This window comes from Streptomyces panaciradicis, from assembly GCF_023516615.1.
In the GTDB taxonomy this organism is placed as follows: domain Bacteria; phylum Actinomycetota; class Actinomycetes; order Streptomycetales; family Streptomycetaceae; genus Streptomyces; species Streptomyces panaciradicis.
Genome location: NZ_JAMGBF010000053.1, coordinates 1 through 16,888 on the forward strand (window position 1 = coordinate 1; position 16,888 = coordinate 16,888).

Genomic DNA, 16,888 nt, shown 5'->3' on the forward strand with positions numbered 1-16,888 from the left:
GGCCGCGGTGTGGACGGGGGCCGCGGACACGGCGGCCGGTGCGGGAGCGGGCACCGGTGCGGAGGCGGGCACCGGTGCGGGAGCGGGCGCGGGTGCGCCGCTGGCTCCGTGGCCGGCGGGGGCCGGTCCCGTCGGCGTACCGGCGCCCTCGCTCCCGGGGGCGGGGTGCGGGGAAGCGGGTTTCGGCCCTCGCACCCAACCTCCCCGGCCCGACGGCGTCGCCGAAGGTGTGCCCATGTGTGCCCCGCCCCCCTCTTGCCTCGTACGTCCGCTGCTCTGACTCATTTGGTTTCCACCGTTTTGAACTTATTTGTTCTGAGGCCCGTTTCGATCTGCCGAGCCCGACGGACAGCACAACGGGCCGTTGCGGCACAGCGGTTCAAGGCGAGGGGAAGAAGGCGGACACCCATGGGCGTGGACACGGACGAGCAGGGCGGCGCTCCGGCGCAGGCACCGGCTCAGCCGGACGGGGAGGGCGGGTCGAACGCCGTCAGGAACACGGCGATCGCCGCCGGCGGCGCGGGCTGCCTGCTGTTCCCGGTCGGCCTGGCCGGCGGGACGGTCATCGTCATCGTGTTCTGCGGTTTCGGTGTCCTGCTGGCCCCGCTGATCGCCATCTACCTGCTCTTCCACAGCATCTTCGGCGGCGGTGGCGGGGGCGGTGACCTGCCCGGCCCGAGCGACGCGAGCTCCGTGCTGGCCGTCTTCCAGGGGGACGGCCACGGCGACCTGGACACCTCCACGGTCCCCGAGGACCTGGTCGACCCCATTCAGAAGGCCGGCCAACTGTGCGGCGCCATCGGGCCGATCGTGATCGCCTCCCAGATCGAGAGGGCGTCCGGCTTCAACGCCTCCCTGGTCGGCCCGGACGGCAGGCAGGGCATCTCGCAGCTGCCGCCCGACATCTTCACCAAGTACGGCAAGGACGACGACGACAACGGCAAGACCTCCGCGCTGGACGCGAAGGACTCGATCATGGCGCAGGGCCGCTACATCTGCGCCATGGCCGACGAGGCCCAGAAGATGATCGACGCCAACGAGGCCACCGGCAGCGTCCTGGACCTCGCCCTCGCCGGCTACGACGTCGGCATGGACGCCGTCCGCGCGGCGAAGGGCGTGCCCAGGACCGCGGAGGCCCAGGGCTATGTAGCCGCCGTACGCGCCCAGTTCGCCAAGTACGCGGGGGTCGCCGCCATCCCGTCCGGCACGTCCACCCCCACCGGCATCCAGACCTCGCTGCCCACCCCCGTCCCCACCGAGTCCCTCACCCCCACCCCCACTCCCTGAGGAGGAACGCCATGGACCGCTACGAGGTGTACATCTCCGACGAGGGGCTCGCCGCGATCGACGGTGAACCCCTCCTCCCCGCGCCGGGCCAGTCCCTGCACGAGGCCGTCCTGGACCGGCTGCAGCGGTACGCCGCCGAACGCGGCGAGGCCGTCGAGGCGACGGTGAACGACAGCCCCGACACCGGCCACTTCGTCCTGGAGGTCGCCCCGGACGGCTCCAGCCGCGTCCTGGACCCCACGGGAGCGGAGGATCTCGAAGGGGAGGGCGGGCCCGAGGCCGGCCCGGCGGCCGAGGCGGAATCCCCGGCCGCGGCCGCGTACGGATCGCTTGCCGAGCCGGAACCCGAAGTCGCGCCTCAGGCCGGCCTCGAGCCCGAGCCGGAGGCGGATGCCGAGGCCGAGGCGGAGACCAGCCTCCCCGTGTCGGAGCCGGGCCTCTCCACGCCGGAGCCGGGCCTCCCCGTGCCGGAGACGGGCCTTCCCGTGTCGGAGATGGGCCTTCCCGTGTCGGAGCTGGGCCTTCCCGTTTCGGAGACGGGCCTCCCTGTGTCGGAGACGGGCCTCTCCATGCCGGAGGCCGGCCTTCCCGTGTCGGAGACGGGGGTCGGCGCCGAGGCCGTAGCCGTTCCCGGGCTGATGCCCGAGGGCGCACCCCGGGATGGGGCCGCAGCCCCCGGCCCCGGCCGCCCGGCCACGCCCCCCACCGCCCTGGGCTCGGCGGTCGCCACCGCCGTCGCCCGTGCCACCGCCGTCGCCCGGGCCGCCGCCGAGCGCCAGGTGGTCGCCCCGAGCCGCGCCACCGGTTCCGTCCCCGTCGTCGCGCCGCCCGCCGAACTCGCCGGGCCCGTCGGCCGGATCAACGCCCTCGTGACCGTCGGACGGCTGGAGGAGGCCCACCTCCTCGCGAGCCGGCTGCGCGAGAACCTCACCGAGGAGGCGGGGGCCGAGGATCCGCGCGCGGTGGAGGCGCGGGCGGTGGAGGCCTACATCGCCCACCTGCGCGGCGACCACCGGGAGGCCACCGTGCTGGCCCTGGCCGTGGCGAGGATCCGGTGCCGGGCCGGGGACCTGCGGGCGTCCGAGGAGGTGGCCCGGGCGGCGGCCGCCTGGCAGGGCATCGACGACGACCGCGCGGCCGTGGCCCACGGCCGCGAACTGCTGCACATGTGGGACCGGTTGCACCGGCGCGGCCTGCTGGCGTCGGCCGACGCGGAGCTCGCCGACCGGGTCCGCAGACGCGTCGACGCTCTGGAGGCCGCCTACGTCTGACCGCGGCCCCGCTCTCCTTTGACGCCGCGACCTGCGCGTATATCGATCCGTCCACCGCGTGGACCGATCGTCAACCGGCTCGTGGCCCGCTCGTCGAACGAATGTGCATCGCCCGTCGCAACACTCCGAGCTCCAGGCGGCCCCGCCCCCGTCCGCGGACCGGGGCAGGCCGCCCCGAAGGAGCAGGAGCACACCATGAACGTGACGGTCATCGGATCCGCGAGCGCGGTCTCGCCCGAGGAACGGGCGCTGCGGGACCTCTACCTGGAACACGGTCCGGCGCTCTACTCGTACGTCCTGCGCATGCTGGGCGGAGACACCCACCGCACGGAGGACATCCTCCAGGAGACCCTGCTGCGCTGCTGGAACAAGCAGACCCTCGCCGACGGCGAGGGCATGGCGGTACGGCCGTGGATGTTCCGGGTCGCCCGCAACCTCGTCATCGACGCGCACCGGACCCGGACGGCGCGGCCGACGGAGATCAGCGGCAACTCCTGGCTGAGCGACATGTGCGCCGAGGCCGACGACATCGAGCGGATGCTGTCGTCGATCGTGGTGCAGGACGCCCTGCGGTCGCTGACGCCGGCCCACCGCGAGGCCCTGCGCGCCACGATCTTCGCCGACCGCACCACGCAGCAGGCGGCCGAGGTGCTGGGCGTCCCGCAGGGCACGGTGAAGTCGCGGGTCTACTACGCCCTGCGCAGCCTGAAGGCGGCCCTGGAGGACAGCGGGGTCAGGTGAGCGCCGTGCCTCAGGCCGCCGGTTGCCCCGGGGGCCGTTCGGCCGGCTCGCTCAGCTCGCGCAGTTCCCGCCGTGCCTCGTCCGCCTGCGCGTGGCCGAGTTCCTCCAGCAGGGCCAGCGCGGCCCGCCGTGCCGCGCGGGCGGCGTCGCGGTCGCCGGTGGCGAGATGGGCGTCGCCGAGGTGCCGCAGCACCTCGGACTCGAGATAGCGGTCGCCGATCCCGTGGAACAGCCGCGCCGAGCGCTCGAAGTGCCCGATGGCCTCCGCGTGGAGCGCGAGATGATGCAGGGCGTAGCCGAGTGTGTCCTGCGTCGACGCCTCGCCGTAGGGGTCGCCGAGCTCCTGGTAGGACAGGACGGCCTCCTCGCAGTGTTCGAGGGCCTTCTCGTGCTCTCCCAGCAGGATGTACGTCCACGCGACCTGGTTGAGCACACCGGCCTCGCCACTGCGGTCGTCCTCGCACCGGTACAGCTCGATCGCCCGCGCGTAGTGGTCGAGCGCGGCGTGGCGGCGGTCCGTGCGGTTGCACAGATAAGCGAGACCGCGATGCACCCGGGCCTGCCCGCCGGCGTGGTCCGCCGACCGGAACAGCTCCAGCGCCTCCTCCAGAAACCGCTGCGCCTGCGCCGCGTGGTCGAGCTGGGAGTGCGCGACGCCGAGCCCGCACAGCGAGTACGCCTCACCCGTCACGGAGCCGGCCGCCCGGGCGGAGCGCAGCGCCGCGCCGTTGATCTCGAGGAGATCGTGCCAGTAGCCGAGCCGGTTGAAGTAGACGTCCAGGGCCGCCGCCGTACGCCACGCGTGCGTGTCGAAGCCGTGCGCGGCGGCGTGCGTGACGATCTCGCGCAGCACGTACCGCTCCGTGCGCAGCCAGGCGGTCGCCTCCGCCCGGTCGTTGAACCGCAGGGGCGCGGACTCCGTTGTGCTCGCCGGGAGGGGGATGGCCTCCCGGAACGGGTCGAGGACCATGGAGGCGCCGTGGGCGGTGAACAGGAAGTGATCGTGCATCCGCAGCAGCGCCGCCCCGCACACCGCCTCGTCGTCCTCGGCCTCGGTGAGCTCCGCCGCGTAGGCGCGCAGCAGATCGTGGAAGACGTACCGGCCCGGAGCGCGTTCGATGAGCAGGCTCGACCCGGTCAGCTCGGTCAGCAGGGCGCGGACCGTGCGACGGGGCACGCCGGCCAGTGCGGCGGCCGCGGCGACGGTGATGTCCGGACCGGGGTGCAGGGCGAGCCGCCGGAAGAGGGCGGCCGCCTCCGGCGACAGGGCGTGGTACGACCAGGAGAAGACGGCGCGGGCGTCGGTGCCGGCGTCGCCGCCGGCGAAGGCGTCCAGGCTGCCGTGGTCCTGACGGAGTTCGGCGGCGATGCCGGCGAGCTGGAAGCCGGGGTGGAGGGCGGCCCGCGCCGCCACGATCGACAGGGCCAGCGGCAGCCCGGCGCACAGGCCGACGATGGCCCGGGCGGCCTCCGGCTCGGCGTCGACCCGGGCGTCGCCCAGCCGCCGGGCGAGCAGTTCGAGGGACTCCTCGGCGGACAGCGGGGCGAGGGCGAGGGGATGCGCGCCGTGCCGGGCGACCAGGCCGCTGAGCCGGCTGCGGCTGGTGACGATGACGAGGCAGCCGGGGGCGGCGGGCAGGAGCGGTGTCACCTGCTCGCTGTCGGCGGCGTTGTCGAGCACGATCAGCACGCGCCGGCCGGCGAGGACACCGCGGTAGAGGGCGGCCCGCGCCTCCAGTTCCTCGGGGACCGCCTGCTGGGCGACGCCGAGCGCGACGAGAAACGACTCGATCGCCTCGCCGGGGGCCATCCGCGAGCCGGACGGGTCGTAGCCGCGCAGGTTGACGTAGAGGCTGCCGTCCGGAAAGCGGTGGGCGATCCGGTGCGCCCAGTGCACCGCGAGGGTCGTCTTGCCCGAGCCGGCCATTCCGCTGATCAGCCCGATCACGCTGGTCCGCGGCTGCCCCCGGTCGGGCAGCAGCGCGACGGCATTGTCCAGTTGGGCCCTGCGCCCGGTGAACGTCGCCAGGTCGGTGGGCAGTTGGGACGGCCGTACGACACTCCCACCCGAACCGGCCCCGCCCGGACCGGGACCGTCCGAACCGGGACCGTCCGAACCGGGACCGCCCGAACCGTCGCCGGTCCCGTCCGCGCCTCCCGCGTCCGTGAGCCCGCCCCCACCGTCACCGAGGGGCACTTCCTCCGGCCCGCCCGCTTCGGCCACCGCGCCGAAGGGTGCGCCGGTCCCGGTGGTCGGGCCGGATACGTCGTCGTCGCCCGTTGCCGAACCGGAACCCCCCTCGGTGAGAAGCCCGGCACGCAGAGCCCGCAGCGACGGGCCCGGTTCGATGCCGAGTCCGTCGACGAGGGCGCGCCGGGTGCGGTCGTACACCGCGAGGGCCTCCGCCCGGCGTCCGCCGCGATACAGGGCGTGGACGAGGAGTTCGCACAGCGCCTCCCGCAGGGGGTGCGCCTCGTGCAGGGCGGTCAGTTCGGGCAGCACCCGGGCGTGCCGGCCGAGGTCCAGCTCGATGCGCAGCCGCGTCTCCAGGGCGGTCAGCCGCCGTTCCTCCAGCCGGCGCCGCTCGGTCTCGGCACCCGGTCCGGGCACCCCGGCCAGCGGGGTGCCCTGCCACAGGTCGAGCGCGGTGCGCAGCAGTTCCACGGCGGCCAGGTCGTCGCCCTCGGCCTGCCGCGCCCCGGCCCGGGCGACGAGGTCCTCGAACCGTTCGAGGTCGCTGACGACGGCGTCGGTGCGCAGGGCGTACCCGTCGCCCAGGGTCAGCAGGAGCCGCGGTGACCCGTCCGCGGGCCGGTCGGGTTCGAGGAGTCCGCGCAGCCGGGAGACGTAGGTGCGCAGCACGGAGACGGCGGCCGTCGGCGGGTCGGCGCCCCACAGCGCGTCCACGAGTTCGCCGACGCCGACCGTCCGTCCCCGGCGCAGCAGCAACAGTGCGAGTACGGCACGCTGTTGAGGGGGGCCGAGCGCCAGCTCCGCGTCCTGCCGCCAGGCGCGCAGCGGACCCAACAGAGAGAACCGGAACGACACCATTGCACTTGTGTCCACGCCGGGGACAGTAGCCGCAGAAACCGTGGCTCGTACCTTCGAACAGCTATTCCCGGACAGGGGTCAGGACAGCGCCGCCCCCGACACCGCGGTGGCCGTCACCGTGTTGTCGCACTCGGCGAACACCCCGTCGTCCAGGGCGACCTGGTGGGCACCGGCGCCCGGCAGGCCGATCACCATCGTCGGGTACGTCGTCGGTGTGGCGCCGGACTTGCAGTAGCCGTCGGCCTCGCCCTGGACCTGGACGAACGTCAGCTTGAGCCACGCCTTGCCGCCGGGAGCCAGCTTGACCGGGGTGGCGGTGCCGGTGGGTGTCACCTTCAGCGGGGCGTTGTGCTGCGGGGAGCCGTTGCCGGCACCGGCCACCGTGGGGTGGCCCTGCAGGACGCAGGTCTGCTTGGAGGTGTTGGTGAACTCGAAGACCGCGGCACCCGTCCCGGTGCCGACCGGCCGGTTGGCGGCCTGGTGGGCGGTGACGTTCAGGGCGGTCGCCGCACAGGTCTTCACCGCCGTACCCGAGGAGCCGGAGCCCGAACCGGTGCCGGTGCCGGTGCCCGTACCCGTGCCGGAGCCCGTACCCGTGCCGGAGCTGGAGTGGGAGGCGGGGGATGCGGTCGCGGGCGGCGCCGAGGAGCCCGGCGTGGAGGAGGCGGGCGCCGAGGCGCTGGGCGTCGGCGAGGAGCCTCCGGCGCCGGACGTGGAGTCGCCCGGCTGGCAGGCGGTCATCGCCAGCGTCGCGGAGAGCGCGGCCACCGCCAGCGCGGCCTTGCGGACAGTGTCGACGTGGTGCATGAGGTCCCCCGAGGTCGGTTCGCACGAGCCGGTCTCCGCCGGCTTTCGCCGAGGGAGACCGATCTCGGGTGCGACGGGTTTCCCCTGTGGGTCACCTGTGACGCAGCGGTGACACAACGCAGGTCAGGCCGTCACCACCGCCGCTTCCTCCTCCTTGGCGATGCCCACCGTCGCGTCCTCGTCGCCCTTGCCGCCCAGCGCGATCACGCTGAGCAGGCAGCAGGCCAGGGCGGCGACACCGCAGACGACGTACCCGATCGCGTAGCCGTTGCCGAGGGCCTCCAGCGCGATCGGCACCCCGCCGCCCGGCGGGGACGCCGGCGGGACCGAGTTGGAGGCGAGCGGGCCGCCCTCTGCCGCGACCTGCGCCGCCGCGGCCTTGGCCTGGGCGGACAGGTCGGAGGCGGCGAGCTTTCGGGTGAACTCGTCGGCGGCGCGGCTGAGCGCGATCGCGCCGATGACCGCCGGGCCGAGCGTGAAGCCGAAGTCGCGCAGCAGGCTGGTGGAGGCGCTGGCCATGCCCGCGTAGCGGACCTCGACCGTGTTGACGGCGGTCGCCGTGATCGAGGAGACGGTCAGCGCGAAGCCGATGCCGACCAGGCCGATGGGCAGGATCAGCGAGGTCAGGGCGCGGTCGTGGACGGAGAGGGTGGCGGCCACGAAGTCGCCCGCGGCCATCAGGCCCAGGCCGGCGCCGAGCACCCAGCGCGCGCTGACCCGCTCCAGCAGCCGGGAGATCAGCGGCATCAGCAGCAGCGTCCAGGCGTTGAGGAGGATGAACGCGAACGAGCCGCGCAGCGGGCTCTGGTGCTGGATCGGGCCGAGCCTGATGCTGGTGGCGTACGCGGTGCCGAGGTAGCTGAACATGCCGACCACCGCGACGAACGACGCCACCGCGAACGCCCTGTTGCGGAACAGGTCGAGGCGCAACAGCGGTGCCTCGGCGCGCAGTTCGGCCACCACGAACAGGCCGATGAACAGCACGGCGACGACGTACGCGATCACCACCGGTGTCGCGGTCCAGCCGTCGGCCGGGCCCTGGATCACCGCGTAGAGCAGGGCGAACATGCCGACGCCGATGGTGATCTGACCGGCGAGGTCGAGCGAACGGCCTTCCGGGGCGCTGGAGTTTTGGGCGAAGAGTTGGCTGAGCAGCGTGCTGACCACGGCGAGACCGGTGACGACGATGAAAGCCCAGCGCCAGGAACCGTAGTTGCCGGTGATGCCGCCCAGGACGGGGGCGACGAAACCGCCGCTGGACAGGGCGGCGGCCCACAGGGTGATGGTGCGGGCCCGGTCCCGGGCCGAGTGCGTGCCGGCGGCGATCATCGCGAGCGACGTCGGGAACAGCGCGGCCGCGCCCAGGCCGGCGATGGCCTGGCCCAGCCACAGGACGTGGATGCCGGTGCTGGCGGCGGCCAGCGCCTCACCGAGTACGAGCAGCGCGCCGCCGCCGACCAGCAGCCGCTTGCGGCCGAACAGGTCGCCGAGGACGCCGAACGTCAGCTCCAGCACCGAGACCGGCAGCAGGAACGCGTCCGAGATCCAGGTCAGCTGCGAGCCGACGGGGTGCAGGTCCTCCTGGAAGAGACCGTTGAGCGTGGCCGGCATGGCGAGGGCGATCTGGGCCAGGCAGACCGCGAAACAGCCGGCCACCAGCGTGCCGACGGGCAGTTTGCCGGATGCCGGTTCGGTGGCGGTGCCGTCGGCTTGGGTGCGGGTTTCGGTGGACACGTGGGGCTCCCCTTCGAGCGGAGGACGGGGACGGGGCGGCGCCGGGAAACGCTGCGAATGTAGGCAGTATTTCTGCACCGGTCAATGAGTTGCCCAATATCCGCGCACACGGCTGCCCACGGAGAACGTCCAGTACGTCCTTCAGCTGCGGAAACCCGCGTCAGAGCCCCGTCACTCGCCCCCGGCCGATTCCGGCAGGCGCCCCGCGACGTACTCCTCCCGCAGCGCGGTCTTGCGGATCTTGCCCGAGCCCGTCAGCGGGAAGGCGTCGACGAACACCCAGGTGCGGGGCGTCTTGTGCGGGGCCAGCTGCGCGCGGACGTGGTCGAAGAGCTCCTTCTCGCCGACTCGGCCGCCCGGTGTGCGGCGGACGAAGGCGGCGACCCGCTCGCCCCAGACCGGGTCCGGCAGCCCGACGACGGCGGCCTCGGCGACCGCGGGATGGGCGGCGAGGACCTGTTCGATCTCGCGCGGGTAGATGTTCTCGCCACCCCGGATGATCATGTCCTTCAGCCGGCCCTCGATGCGGCAGTACCCGCGGTCGTCCATCGAGGCCAGGTCGCCGGTGTGCAGCCAGCCGTCGGCGTCCACGGCGGCGGCCGTGTGGTCCGGGGCGTCCAGGTAGCCGGTCATGACGTGGTAGCCGCGGGTGCACAGCTCGCCGGTGACGCCGGCCGGCACGATCGCGCCCGACGCGTCCACGATCTTCACCTCGGTCCGCGGCAGGGGCCTGCCGACCGTGTGGGCGCGGTCGTACGGGGTGTCGTCGAGGCGGGTGATGGTGATGCCCGGGGAGGCCTCGGTCTGGGCGTAGACGACCGCCATCGGCACGCCGAAGGCCTGCTCGACCCGGCGGACCAGCTCGGGCGGCACGGTGGCGCCGCCCGACAGCACGAAGCGCAGCGAGGAGAGGTCGGTCTCGGGGAACGCCGGGTGCTCCAGCATGGCCAGGAGCATGGTCGGCACACCACCGGTCATGACGGGCCGTTCGGATGCGGTGAGTTCCAGCATCAGCCCCGGGTCGAAGTACGGCGGCAGCACCTGCGTGCCGAGACCGGCGATCGCCGACAGGGTGGCCAGCACGCAGCCCGCGGTGTGGAACAGCGGCATCGGGTTGAGCGCGGCCTCGCCGGGTTGCAGGCCGAAGGTGCGGACGTAGGCCAGGCGCGCGTTGTCGGTGATGCCCCGGTGGTGCAGCACCACGCCCTTGGGTACGCCGGTCGTGCCCGAGGTGTACTGGATCTGGGCCGGCGACGAGGACGCGACCTCCGGCAGCGCCAGGCCGGGGGAGCCCTCGGCGCAGAACTCCGCCCAGTCCTCGAACAGCACGCTCGTGCGCAGGCGGGGCAGGTCGGCGCGGATCTCGTCCAGCGTCGCCGCCATCGGGTTCCCGCGGTACTCCCGGCGCAGGAAGACCCCGCTCGCACGCGAGTGGCCCAGCACGTGCCGCAACTCCGCAGCCCGCAGCGCCGGGTTGACCGTGACCAGCGTGATGTCCGCGAGCGCGGCGGCGAGTTCGAGGATCACCCACTCCGGGATGTTGTTCGCCCACACCGCCACCCGCTCGCCGGGCGAGAACCGGCCGAGCAGGGCCCGGGCCGCGCGCTCGGCCTCGTCGAGGAGGGCCGCGTACGTCCATCTGCGCCGTGCGGCGGGCTCCGGTACGCCCTCGACCAGGGCGACCGTGTCCGGCGCCAGCCCCGCCGCCCGGCGCAGCAGCGCCCCCACGGTCTCGCCGAGCAGTTCCTCGTCGGATGCGCCCTGCTGGTACGACGTCGCCATCATGGCGTCAGTATCCGGCGCAAGTGGCGTGCGGCACAGACTGTTTGACGCCCCGTCACCGGGGCGCCGACGGTCCGGGGGAGCGTTCCGTGACCTTCTCCAGATGCCGGTTGAACACCTCGCGGGCGTCCGGGGTGAGCGTGCGCAGGGCCACCAGGGCCGTGATCACCACGTCGCACAGCTCGCCCTGGACGTCCTCCCAGGTGTGGGTCACGCCCTTGCGGGGGTTCTGGCCGGTCACGCCGATCACCGCCTGGGCGACCTCGCCGACCTCCTCGGAGAGCTTGAGGACGCGCAGCAGGAGACCCTCCCGGCCGCCGTGCGGTTGTTCGCCGTCCAGCCAGGTCCACAGGGCGTCGACCGAGGACCAGACGTCGGGGGAGGAGGGGCGGGAGTGCTGATCGGTCATGGGGCCCAGCCTGCCACCCGTCCGACGAAGGAGGGTCACTCCCCGGACAGCGGCTCCTGGGCGTCGAACCGCCCCGCCGCGTCGTCCTGCTCCGGCTTCCTCAGCCTGCGGTTCCGCGCGCCCACGACCATCGCCGTGACGGCCGCCGTCGCACCGAGCGCCGCCGGGACCATCCAGCCGCGGTCCAGGGCGTGGCCGAGGGCGTGGTCGAGGGAGAGCCGGCCGGGGCCGGTGACCGCGAGGCCGGTGGCGGCCAGGCCCAGGGTGGCCGCGTACTCGTAGCCGCCCTCCTGGTTGAAGAAGCCGTTCGGGGCGTGCACGGCGGCCGCTCCCGCCATCGCACCGGCCGCCGCCGCACCGGCCGCGGGCGTCGCCAGGCCCAGCGCCAGCAGCATGCCGCCACCGGCTTCCGCCAGGCCCGCCGCCGTGGCGCTCGCCCGGCCCGGCGCGTAGCCGACGGACTCCATGAACTTGCCGGTCCCCTCGATGCCGTGGCCGCCGAACCAGCCCAGCAGTTTCTGCGCGCCGTGCGCCGCCAGGACCCCTCCGGCCCCCAGCCGGAGCAGCAGCAGGCCCACATCACGTCGGTCGAAAGCGGTCACGATGACTCCCGGGAAGAACAGGAACGGACAATGGCGGCAGACGCGGGACAGTCCCCTCCGCATACTCACCGTCGCACCGCCGGCCCCCGGCGGACCGTTCCGCGCCGCCGTTCGGGTGGCGGCGGCAGGGGAGCGGTGTGAGCCTGACCGGTATGACGATTCAACCGGCCAAACTCAGCGACCCGGTCGTGCGCGCCTTCGTCACCGCCGTCAACGCCCACGACCGCGACGCGTTCATGGCCCTGCTCACCGACGACGCCACCATGTCGGACGACGGCTCAGAGCGCGACCTCGGCGACTGGATCGACCGGGAGATCTTCTCCTCCCACGGCCACCTGGACGTGGACAACGAGTCCCGGGGCGGCCGGGCGTTCGTCGCCCACTACCGCAACGACACCTGGGGCGAGATGCGCACCCGCTGGAGCTTCGACGTCACCGACGACGGCAGGATCGCCCGGTTCGAGACCGGGCAGGCGTGACACGTCCGGTGAAAGGGCTTGCCCTGGAGTGCGCTTCAACTCCTAGCGTCTGTGCCCATGGAGACCAACAGGACTTTGGGACGCAGCGGCATCGAGGTCAGCGCCCTCGGCTTCGGCTGCTGGGCGATCGGCGGTGAGTGGTCCGACCTGAGCGGGCAGCCTCTGGGCTGGGGAAAAGTCGACGACGAGGAGTCCGTACGGGCGATCCACCGCGCCCTCGACCTCGGGGTGACCTTCTTCGACACGGCCGACACCTACGGCGCCGGGCACAGCGAGCGTGTCCTCGGCCGCGCCCTCGGCAAGCGGCGCGACGAGGTCGTGATCGCCACCAAGTGGGGCAACGTCTTCGACGAGACCACCCGCACCCTGAAGGGCGCGGACGTGTCGGCCGAGTACGTCCGTGAGGCGCTCACCGCCTCGCTCGCCCGCCTCGGCACCGACCATGTGGACCTGTACCAGCTCCACATCTCCGACGCCCACCCCGAACAGGCCGCCCGACTGCGCGACGCCTGCGAGGAGTTGGTGCTGGAGGGCCTGATCCGCGCCTACGCCTGGAGCACCGACGACCCCGACCGCGCCGCCGTCTTCGCCGAAGGCGCCCACTGCGCCGCCGTCCAGCACGCGCTGAACGTCTTCCAGGACGCCCCCGCCATGCTCGCGCTGTGCGAGGAGGCGGACCTGGCGAGCATCAACCGCAGCCCCCTGGCGATGGGGCTGCTGGCGGGCCGGCGGCAGGGCGAGCTGGAGGCGGGCGACATCCGCAGCAGGCCGCCGGCCTGGCTGCCGGGCTTCGAGGAGGGCTCGGGAGCCGCCTCCGACTGGCTCTCCCGCGTCGACGCGATCAGGGAGATCCTCGGCAGCGACGGCCGCACCCTCGCCCAGGGCGCCCTCGGCTGGATCTGGGCCCGCAGCCCGCGCACGGTCCCCATCCCCGGCTTCCGGTCGGTCGCCCAGGCCGAGCAGAACGCCGGCGCCCTCGCCAAGGGGCCGCTCACCGCGGGCCAGTTGGCCGAGATCGACCGGATCCTGGGGAGGTGAGCGGCCCCGGCGGGCCCGCCGGACGGGGTCAGTGGGCGATCTGACCGTCGTACGCCCCCACGCCGTACGGCTGTTGCTCCGTCAGCGTCAGTCGCCCCGCCGCGATGGTGGCCAGACGCGGGGCGCGGCGGGCGATGGAGGAGTCGTGGGTGACCATGACGAACGTCAGCCCGTGCTCGCGCCACAGCCCCTCCAGCAGGGCCATGATGTCGTCGCGGGTGCCCTCGTCGAGGTTGCCGGTGGGCTCGTCCGCCAGCAGCACCTTCGGCTTCTTCACCAGCGCCCGCGCGATGGCGACGCGCTGCTGCTGGCCGCCGGACATCTCCGAGGGGGCGTGGCCGAGGCGCTCGCCGAGCCCGACCGAGCGCAGCGCCTCGGCGGCGCGCTCCCGGCGCTCGGCGGGCTTCACGCCCAGCGGCACCAGGGCCGTCTCGACGTTCTCCTGCGCGGTCAGGGTCGGGATGAGGTTGAACGACTGGAAGATGATGCCGATGTTCTCGGCGCGCACCCGGGTCAGCCTGGTCTCGCCGATGCGGGCCAGGTCGACGCCGTCCAGCTCGACACTGCCCTCGGTCGGCCGGTCCAGGCCGCCGATCATCTGCAGCAGGGTGGACTTGCCGCCGCCGGTGGGGCCCTGGATGACCAGCTGGTCGCCGTCGGCGATGGTGAGGTCGACGCCGCGCAGCGCCTCCACGGTCTCCTTGCCCCGCGTGTAGCGCTTGGTGACGCCGGTGAGTCGGTACATGGGCTTCTCCACAGGAAGGTAGGGGTGGGGCGCCGCCTCCCGGGGGATGTACGGAGGCGGCGCCCCGGTTCGGGGGGGCGGGGGTGCTACGAGACGCTGCGCAGGGCGTCCGCCGGGCGCATGCGGGAGGCCCGCCAGCCGCCCATCGCGCCGGCGATCAGGCCGCCGGTGACCGCCAGGCCCACCGCGAGCGCGATGGTGGTCAGGGAGACCGGGGCGGACAGGGCGATCTCCATGGAGCTGGAGGCCGACTGCTGACCGGGGCCGCCGCCGGGACCGCCGCCCGCCCCGCCCATGCCGCCACCGCTGCCGCTGCCGAGCTGCGCGGTCAGCTTCGGGCTGATCGCGGTGACCGTGTAGGCGGCCGCGAGGCCCAGCGCGATGCCGAGACCGCCGCCGATCAGGCCGTTCACCATGGACTCGCCGACGACCTGCCGGGTCACCTTGCGGCTCGGCCAGCCCAGCGCCTTCAGGGTGCCGAACTCACGCACCCTGCGGGAGACGGCGGCGGAGGTCAGCAGCGCCGCCACCAGGAACGCAGCGGCCAGCACGGCGACCGACAGCCACTTGCCGACGCTGGTCGCCAGGTCGGAGGCGGTGGACAGGGAGCCGGAGACGGTGGACGCCAGGTCGGCGGAGGTGGTGACCGTCGTCCCGGAGATGTGGGACTGGATCGCCTTCTTCACGGCCGCGATCTGCTGGGAGTCGGTCGCCTTGACGTAGATCGTGGTGACCTTGTTCTTCGCGTCGCCCAGCGTCTGCGCCTGCTTGAGCGGGACGAACACGTCGGTCGTGGAGTCGCCGCTGTCGGGCGTGGCGATGCCGATGACCGTGAACTTGGTGCCGGAGATCGTGAAGGTCGAACCGACCTTGTACTTCTTGGTCTTGGCGAAGGACTTGCCGACCACCGCGACCTTCGCGTTCGTCTGCGCGGAGGTGAAGGTCGTACCCGAGGTGATCTTGGAGGTGGCCAGCGGGCCCAGGTCCTGGTTCGTGACGTCGATGCCGGCCACGGAGTAGGAGTTGACGCTGAAGTCCGCGCCGCCGCCCTGGACCTGCGGCTGACCGCCGCCGCTGCTCGTGCCGCCGCCCGGGCCGCCCTGCTGCTGGGAGCCCGAGGAGGAGGACGTGGAGGACTTGGCCTTGCCCTGGGTGAAGGAGCCGTCGACCTTGGTGACGTTCAGCGTGAGCGCTCCGACCGCGCTCGCCACGCCCTTCTGCGCGCCCACCTTGCCGACCAGCGAGGACGACAGGGCCTGACCGCCCTGCGTCATGACGCGGTCCGAACTCTGCTTGTTGCTGCCGCTCGACTTCGCGTCGAACTTGAAGTTCGGGCCCTGCGAGCTGCCTGCCTTGGGGGCCGACCGCGCCTTGGTCACGGTCATGTCCGTGCCGAGGCCGTAGAGCGACTTGAGGACCTTGTCCTGTGCCTGCGTCATGCCGGCCGACACCGAGTCGACGGTGATGACCAGCGCGATTCCGAGCGCCAGACCCAGTGCGATGACCAGGGCCGCCTTCTTTCTGCGGCCCAGTTCGCGCTTGAGATAGATGCCAAACATCCCGTTCCTCGAAGGTTCTTGGCGCCCGCTGTGGGCGCTGCCACAAGCTAGGGAGGAACCTTTGCGCGGGACTGAGTAAAGGATGTGTCACAGCTGAGAAAGCGGGGGGCGCCCTCAGAATTTCGTCAGACAGGCGATTCCTGGGCCGCAGAGGGGCTCCTGCCAGGAAACCCCGGTCGAGTGGCCGGGGGTCCGAGGGCCGTCCCTCAGAAAGATGCAGTACGGTCCCGGGGTGCATGGTTCTTCACCCCTGTCCCGGCGTGCCGTTCTGGGCCTGGCCGCCGCCGCGCTGCCGCTCGCCGCGGCGACTCCCGCGCACGCCGCGACCGTCGTCGGCGGGGCGCGTCTGGCCCGCCCCGGAGTCCAGGGCGAAGGGCTGCCGAAGAAGCTCAGCGCCGCCGCCTGGCTCGTGGCCGACGGCGACACCGGAGAGGTCCTCGCCTCCTGCGACGCGCACAGACGGCTCGCCCCCGCCTCCACGCTGAAGATGCTCTTCGCCGACACGGTCCTGAAGAAGTTCGACCGCGCCGAGCGCTACAAGGTGACCGACGCGGACCTCGCCGACGTCCCCTCCGGATCCAGCCTGGTCGGCATCAAGCCCGGGATCACCTACACCGTCGAGCAGTTGTGGCAGGGCGTCTTCCTGCGCTCCGGCAACGACGCCGTGCACGTGCTGGCCCACATGAACGGCGGCATCGCCAAGACGGTCGCCGAGATGCAGGCCAGGGCCGAGGACCTGCAGGCCCTCGACACCCATGTCGTCAGCCCCGACGGCTTCGACCACAAGGGGCAGCTCTCCTCCGCCTACGACCTGACCCTCTTCGCCCGGCACGGCCTGAAGAACGCCGACTTCCGCGCCTACTGCCACACCAGGACCGCGGACTTCCCGGCCGGCGGGAAGAAGACCTTCCAGATCCAGAACACCGACCGCCTGCTGACCGGCGCGTGGGGCGTGAAGACGTACGACGGGCTGATCGGCGTCAAGAACGGCTACACCAGCCACGCCGGCAACACCTTCACCGGTGCCGCGACCCGCGGCGGCCGCACCCTGCTGGTGACGGTGATGCACCCCACCAGCGGCTACAACGCGGTCTACGAGGAGACGGCCGCGCTCCTCGACTGGGGATTCGGGCGCGGGAGTTCGGTGGAGGCGGTGGGCCGGCTGGTCGAGCCGCTGAGCGAGGGCGGGGCCCGGGCCACGCCGAGCCGCACGGCGGTGCAGGCGGCGGCCGGCGCTCCCGGCGCGGGCTCCGGCGCGCCCTCGGGCTGGCGGCTGCTGGAGGGCGCGGGCGGCACGGTCGCGCTGCTGGCGGGCGGGGCGTGGGCGCTGCGCCGGCGGCGCAAGGACACGGGCGAGCACGCCGGTTGATGCGGGCGGGGCC

At 73.1% G+C, this 16,888-nt stretch carries 14 protein-coding genes; 6 read left to right on the plus strand and 8 right to left on the minus strand.

Annotated elements, in window-relative coordinates:
- The first annotated feature begins 408 nt into the window (after positions 1 to 408).
- The 3 genes from M8J74_RS19790 (at position 409) to M8J74_RS19800 (ending at position 3,299) form a co-directional block, all read left to right on the plus strand.
- Entirely contained in the window at positions 409 to 1,287 is an 879-nt protein-coding gene (locus tag M8J74_RS19790; RefSeq protein WP_249837696.1) for a lytic transglycosylase domain-containing protein, read from the plus strand.
- An 11-nt stretch (positions 1,288 to 1,298) separates the two neighbouring features.
- Positions 1,299 to 2,558, plus strand: coding sequence for a hypothetical protein (locus M8J74_RS19795; RefSeq protein WP_249837697.1), 1,260 nt, complete (start codon positions 1,299 to 1,301; stop codon positions 2,556 to 2,558).
- A 195-nt stretch (positions 2,559 to 2,753) separates the two neighbouring features.
- Complete coding sequence (locus M8J74_RS19800; RefSeq protein ID WP_058925644.1) at positions 2,754 to 3,299, plus strand: sigma-70 family RNA polymerase sigma factor; 546 nt, start codon at positions 2,754 to 2,756, stop codon at positions 3,297 to 3,299.
- A gap of 10 nt (positions 3,300 to 3,309) precedes the next feature.
- Here M8J74_RS19800 and M8J74_RS19805 read toward each other — a convergent pair whose 3' ends face one another.
- From M8J74_RS19805 to M8J74_RS19830, 6 genes are all read right to left on the minus strand, one after another.
- Entirely contained in the window at positions 3,310 to 6,366 is a 3,057-nt protein-coding gene (locus tag M8J74_RS19805) for an AfsR/SARP family transcriptional regulator (protein WP_249837698.1), read from the minus strand.
- Between the two features lie 63 nt (positions 6,367 to 6,429).
- A complete protein-coding gene (locus M8J74_RS19810; protein WP_249837699.1) occupies positions 6,430 to 7,158 on the minus strand; it encodes a DUF4232 domain-containing protein in 729 nt (242 codons plus the stop codon).
- 123 nt (positions 7,159 to 7,281) lie between these two features.
- Positions 7,282 to 8,892: an MFS transporter gene (locus M8J74_RS19815; protein WP_249837700.1), complete on the minus strand. Its 1,611-nt coding sequence runs from the start codon at positions 8,890 to 8,892 to the stop codon at positions 7,282 to 7,284.
- A gap of 171 nt (positions 8,893 to 9,063) precedes the next feature.
- Positions 9,064 to 10,677 carry an AMP-binding protein gene (locus M8J74_RS19820; RefSeq protein WP_283948347.1) on the minus strand — a complete coding sequence of 538 codons (1,614 nt, stop codon included), beginning with the start codon at positions 10,675 to 10,677 and terminating at the stop codon, positions 9,064 to 9,066.
- A 52-nt stretch (positions 10,678 to 10,729) separates the two neighbouring features.
- On the minus strand, positions 10,730 to 11,083 hold the full coding sequence (locus M8J74_RS19825) for a MazG-like family protein (RefSeq protein WP_249837701.1): 354 nt from the start codon (positions 11,081 to 11,083) through the stop codon (positions 10,730 to 10,732).
- A 35-nt stretch (positions 11,084 to 11,118) separates the two neighbouring features.
- Entirely contained in the window at positions 11,119 to 11,685 is a 567-nt protein-coding gene (locus tag M8J74_RS19830; protein WP_249837702.1) for a DoxX family protein, read from the minus strand.
- 152 nt (positions 11,686 to 11,837) lie between these two features.
- Between M8J74_RS19830 and M8J74_RS19835 the strand changes: the two genes are divergently transcribed.
- Complete coding sequence (locus M8J74_RS19835; RefSeq protein ID WP_249837703.1) at positions 11,838 to 12,164, plus strand: sigma-70 family RNA polymerase sigma factor family protein; 327 nt, start codon at positions 11,838 to 11,840, stop codon at positions 12,162 to 12,164.
- Between the two features lie 57 nt (positions 12,165 to 12,221).
- Complete coding sequence (locus M8J74_RS19840; protein ID WP_249837704.1) at positions 12,222 to 13,202, plus strand: aldo/keto reductase; 981 nt, start codon at positions 12,222 to 12,224, stop codon at positions 13,200 to 13,202.
- A 28-nt stretch (positions 13,203 to 13,230) separates the two neighbouring features.
- Here M8J74_RS19840 and M8J74_RS19845 read toward each other — a convergent pair whose 3' ends face one another.
- Positions 13,231 to 13,947 carry an ABC transporter ATP-binding protein gene (locus M8J74_RS19845; protein WP_249837705.1) on the minus strand — a complete coding sequence of 239 codons (717 nt, stop codon included), beginning with the start codon at positions 13,945 to 13,947 and terminating at the stop codon, positions 13,231 to 13,233.
- A gap of 86 nt (positions 13,948 to 14,033) precedes the next feature.
- Positions 14,034 to 15,506, minus strand: coding sequence for an ABC transporter permease (locus tag M8J74_RS19850; protein ID WP_249837706.1), 1,473 nt, complete (start codon positions 15,504 to 15,506; stop codon positions 14,034 to 14,036).
- A 232-nt stretch (positions 15,507 to 15,738) separates the two neighbouring features.
- Between M8J74_RS19850 and M8J74_RS19855 the strand changes: the two genes are divergently transcribed.
- Positions 15,739 to 16,875 carry a D-alanyl-D-alanine carboxypeptidase family protein gene (locus M8J74_RS19855; protein WP_372500216.1) on the plus strand — a complete coding sequence of 379 codons (1,137 nt, stop codon included), beginning with the start codon at positions 15,739 to 15,741 and terminating at the stop codon, positions 16,873 to 16,875.
- The last annotated feature ends 13 nt before the right edge of the window (positions 16,876 to 16,888 follow it).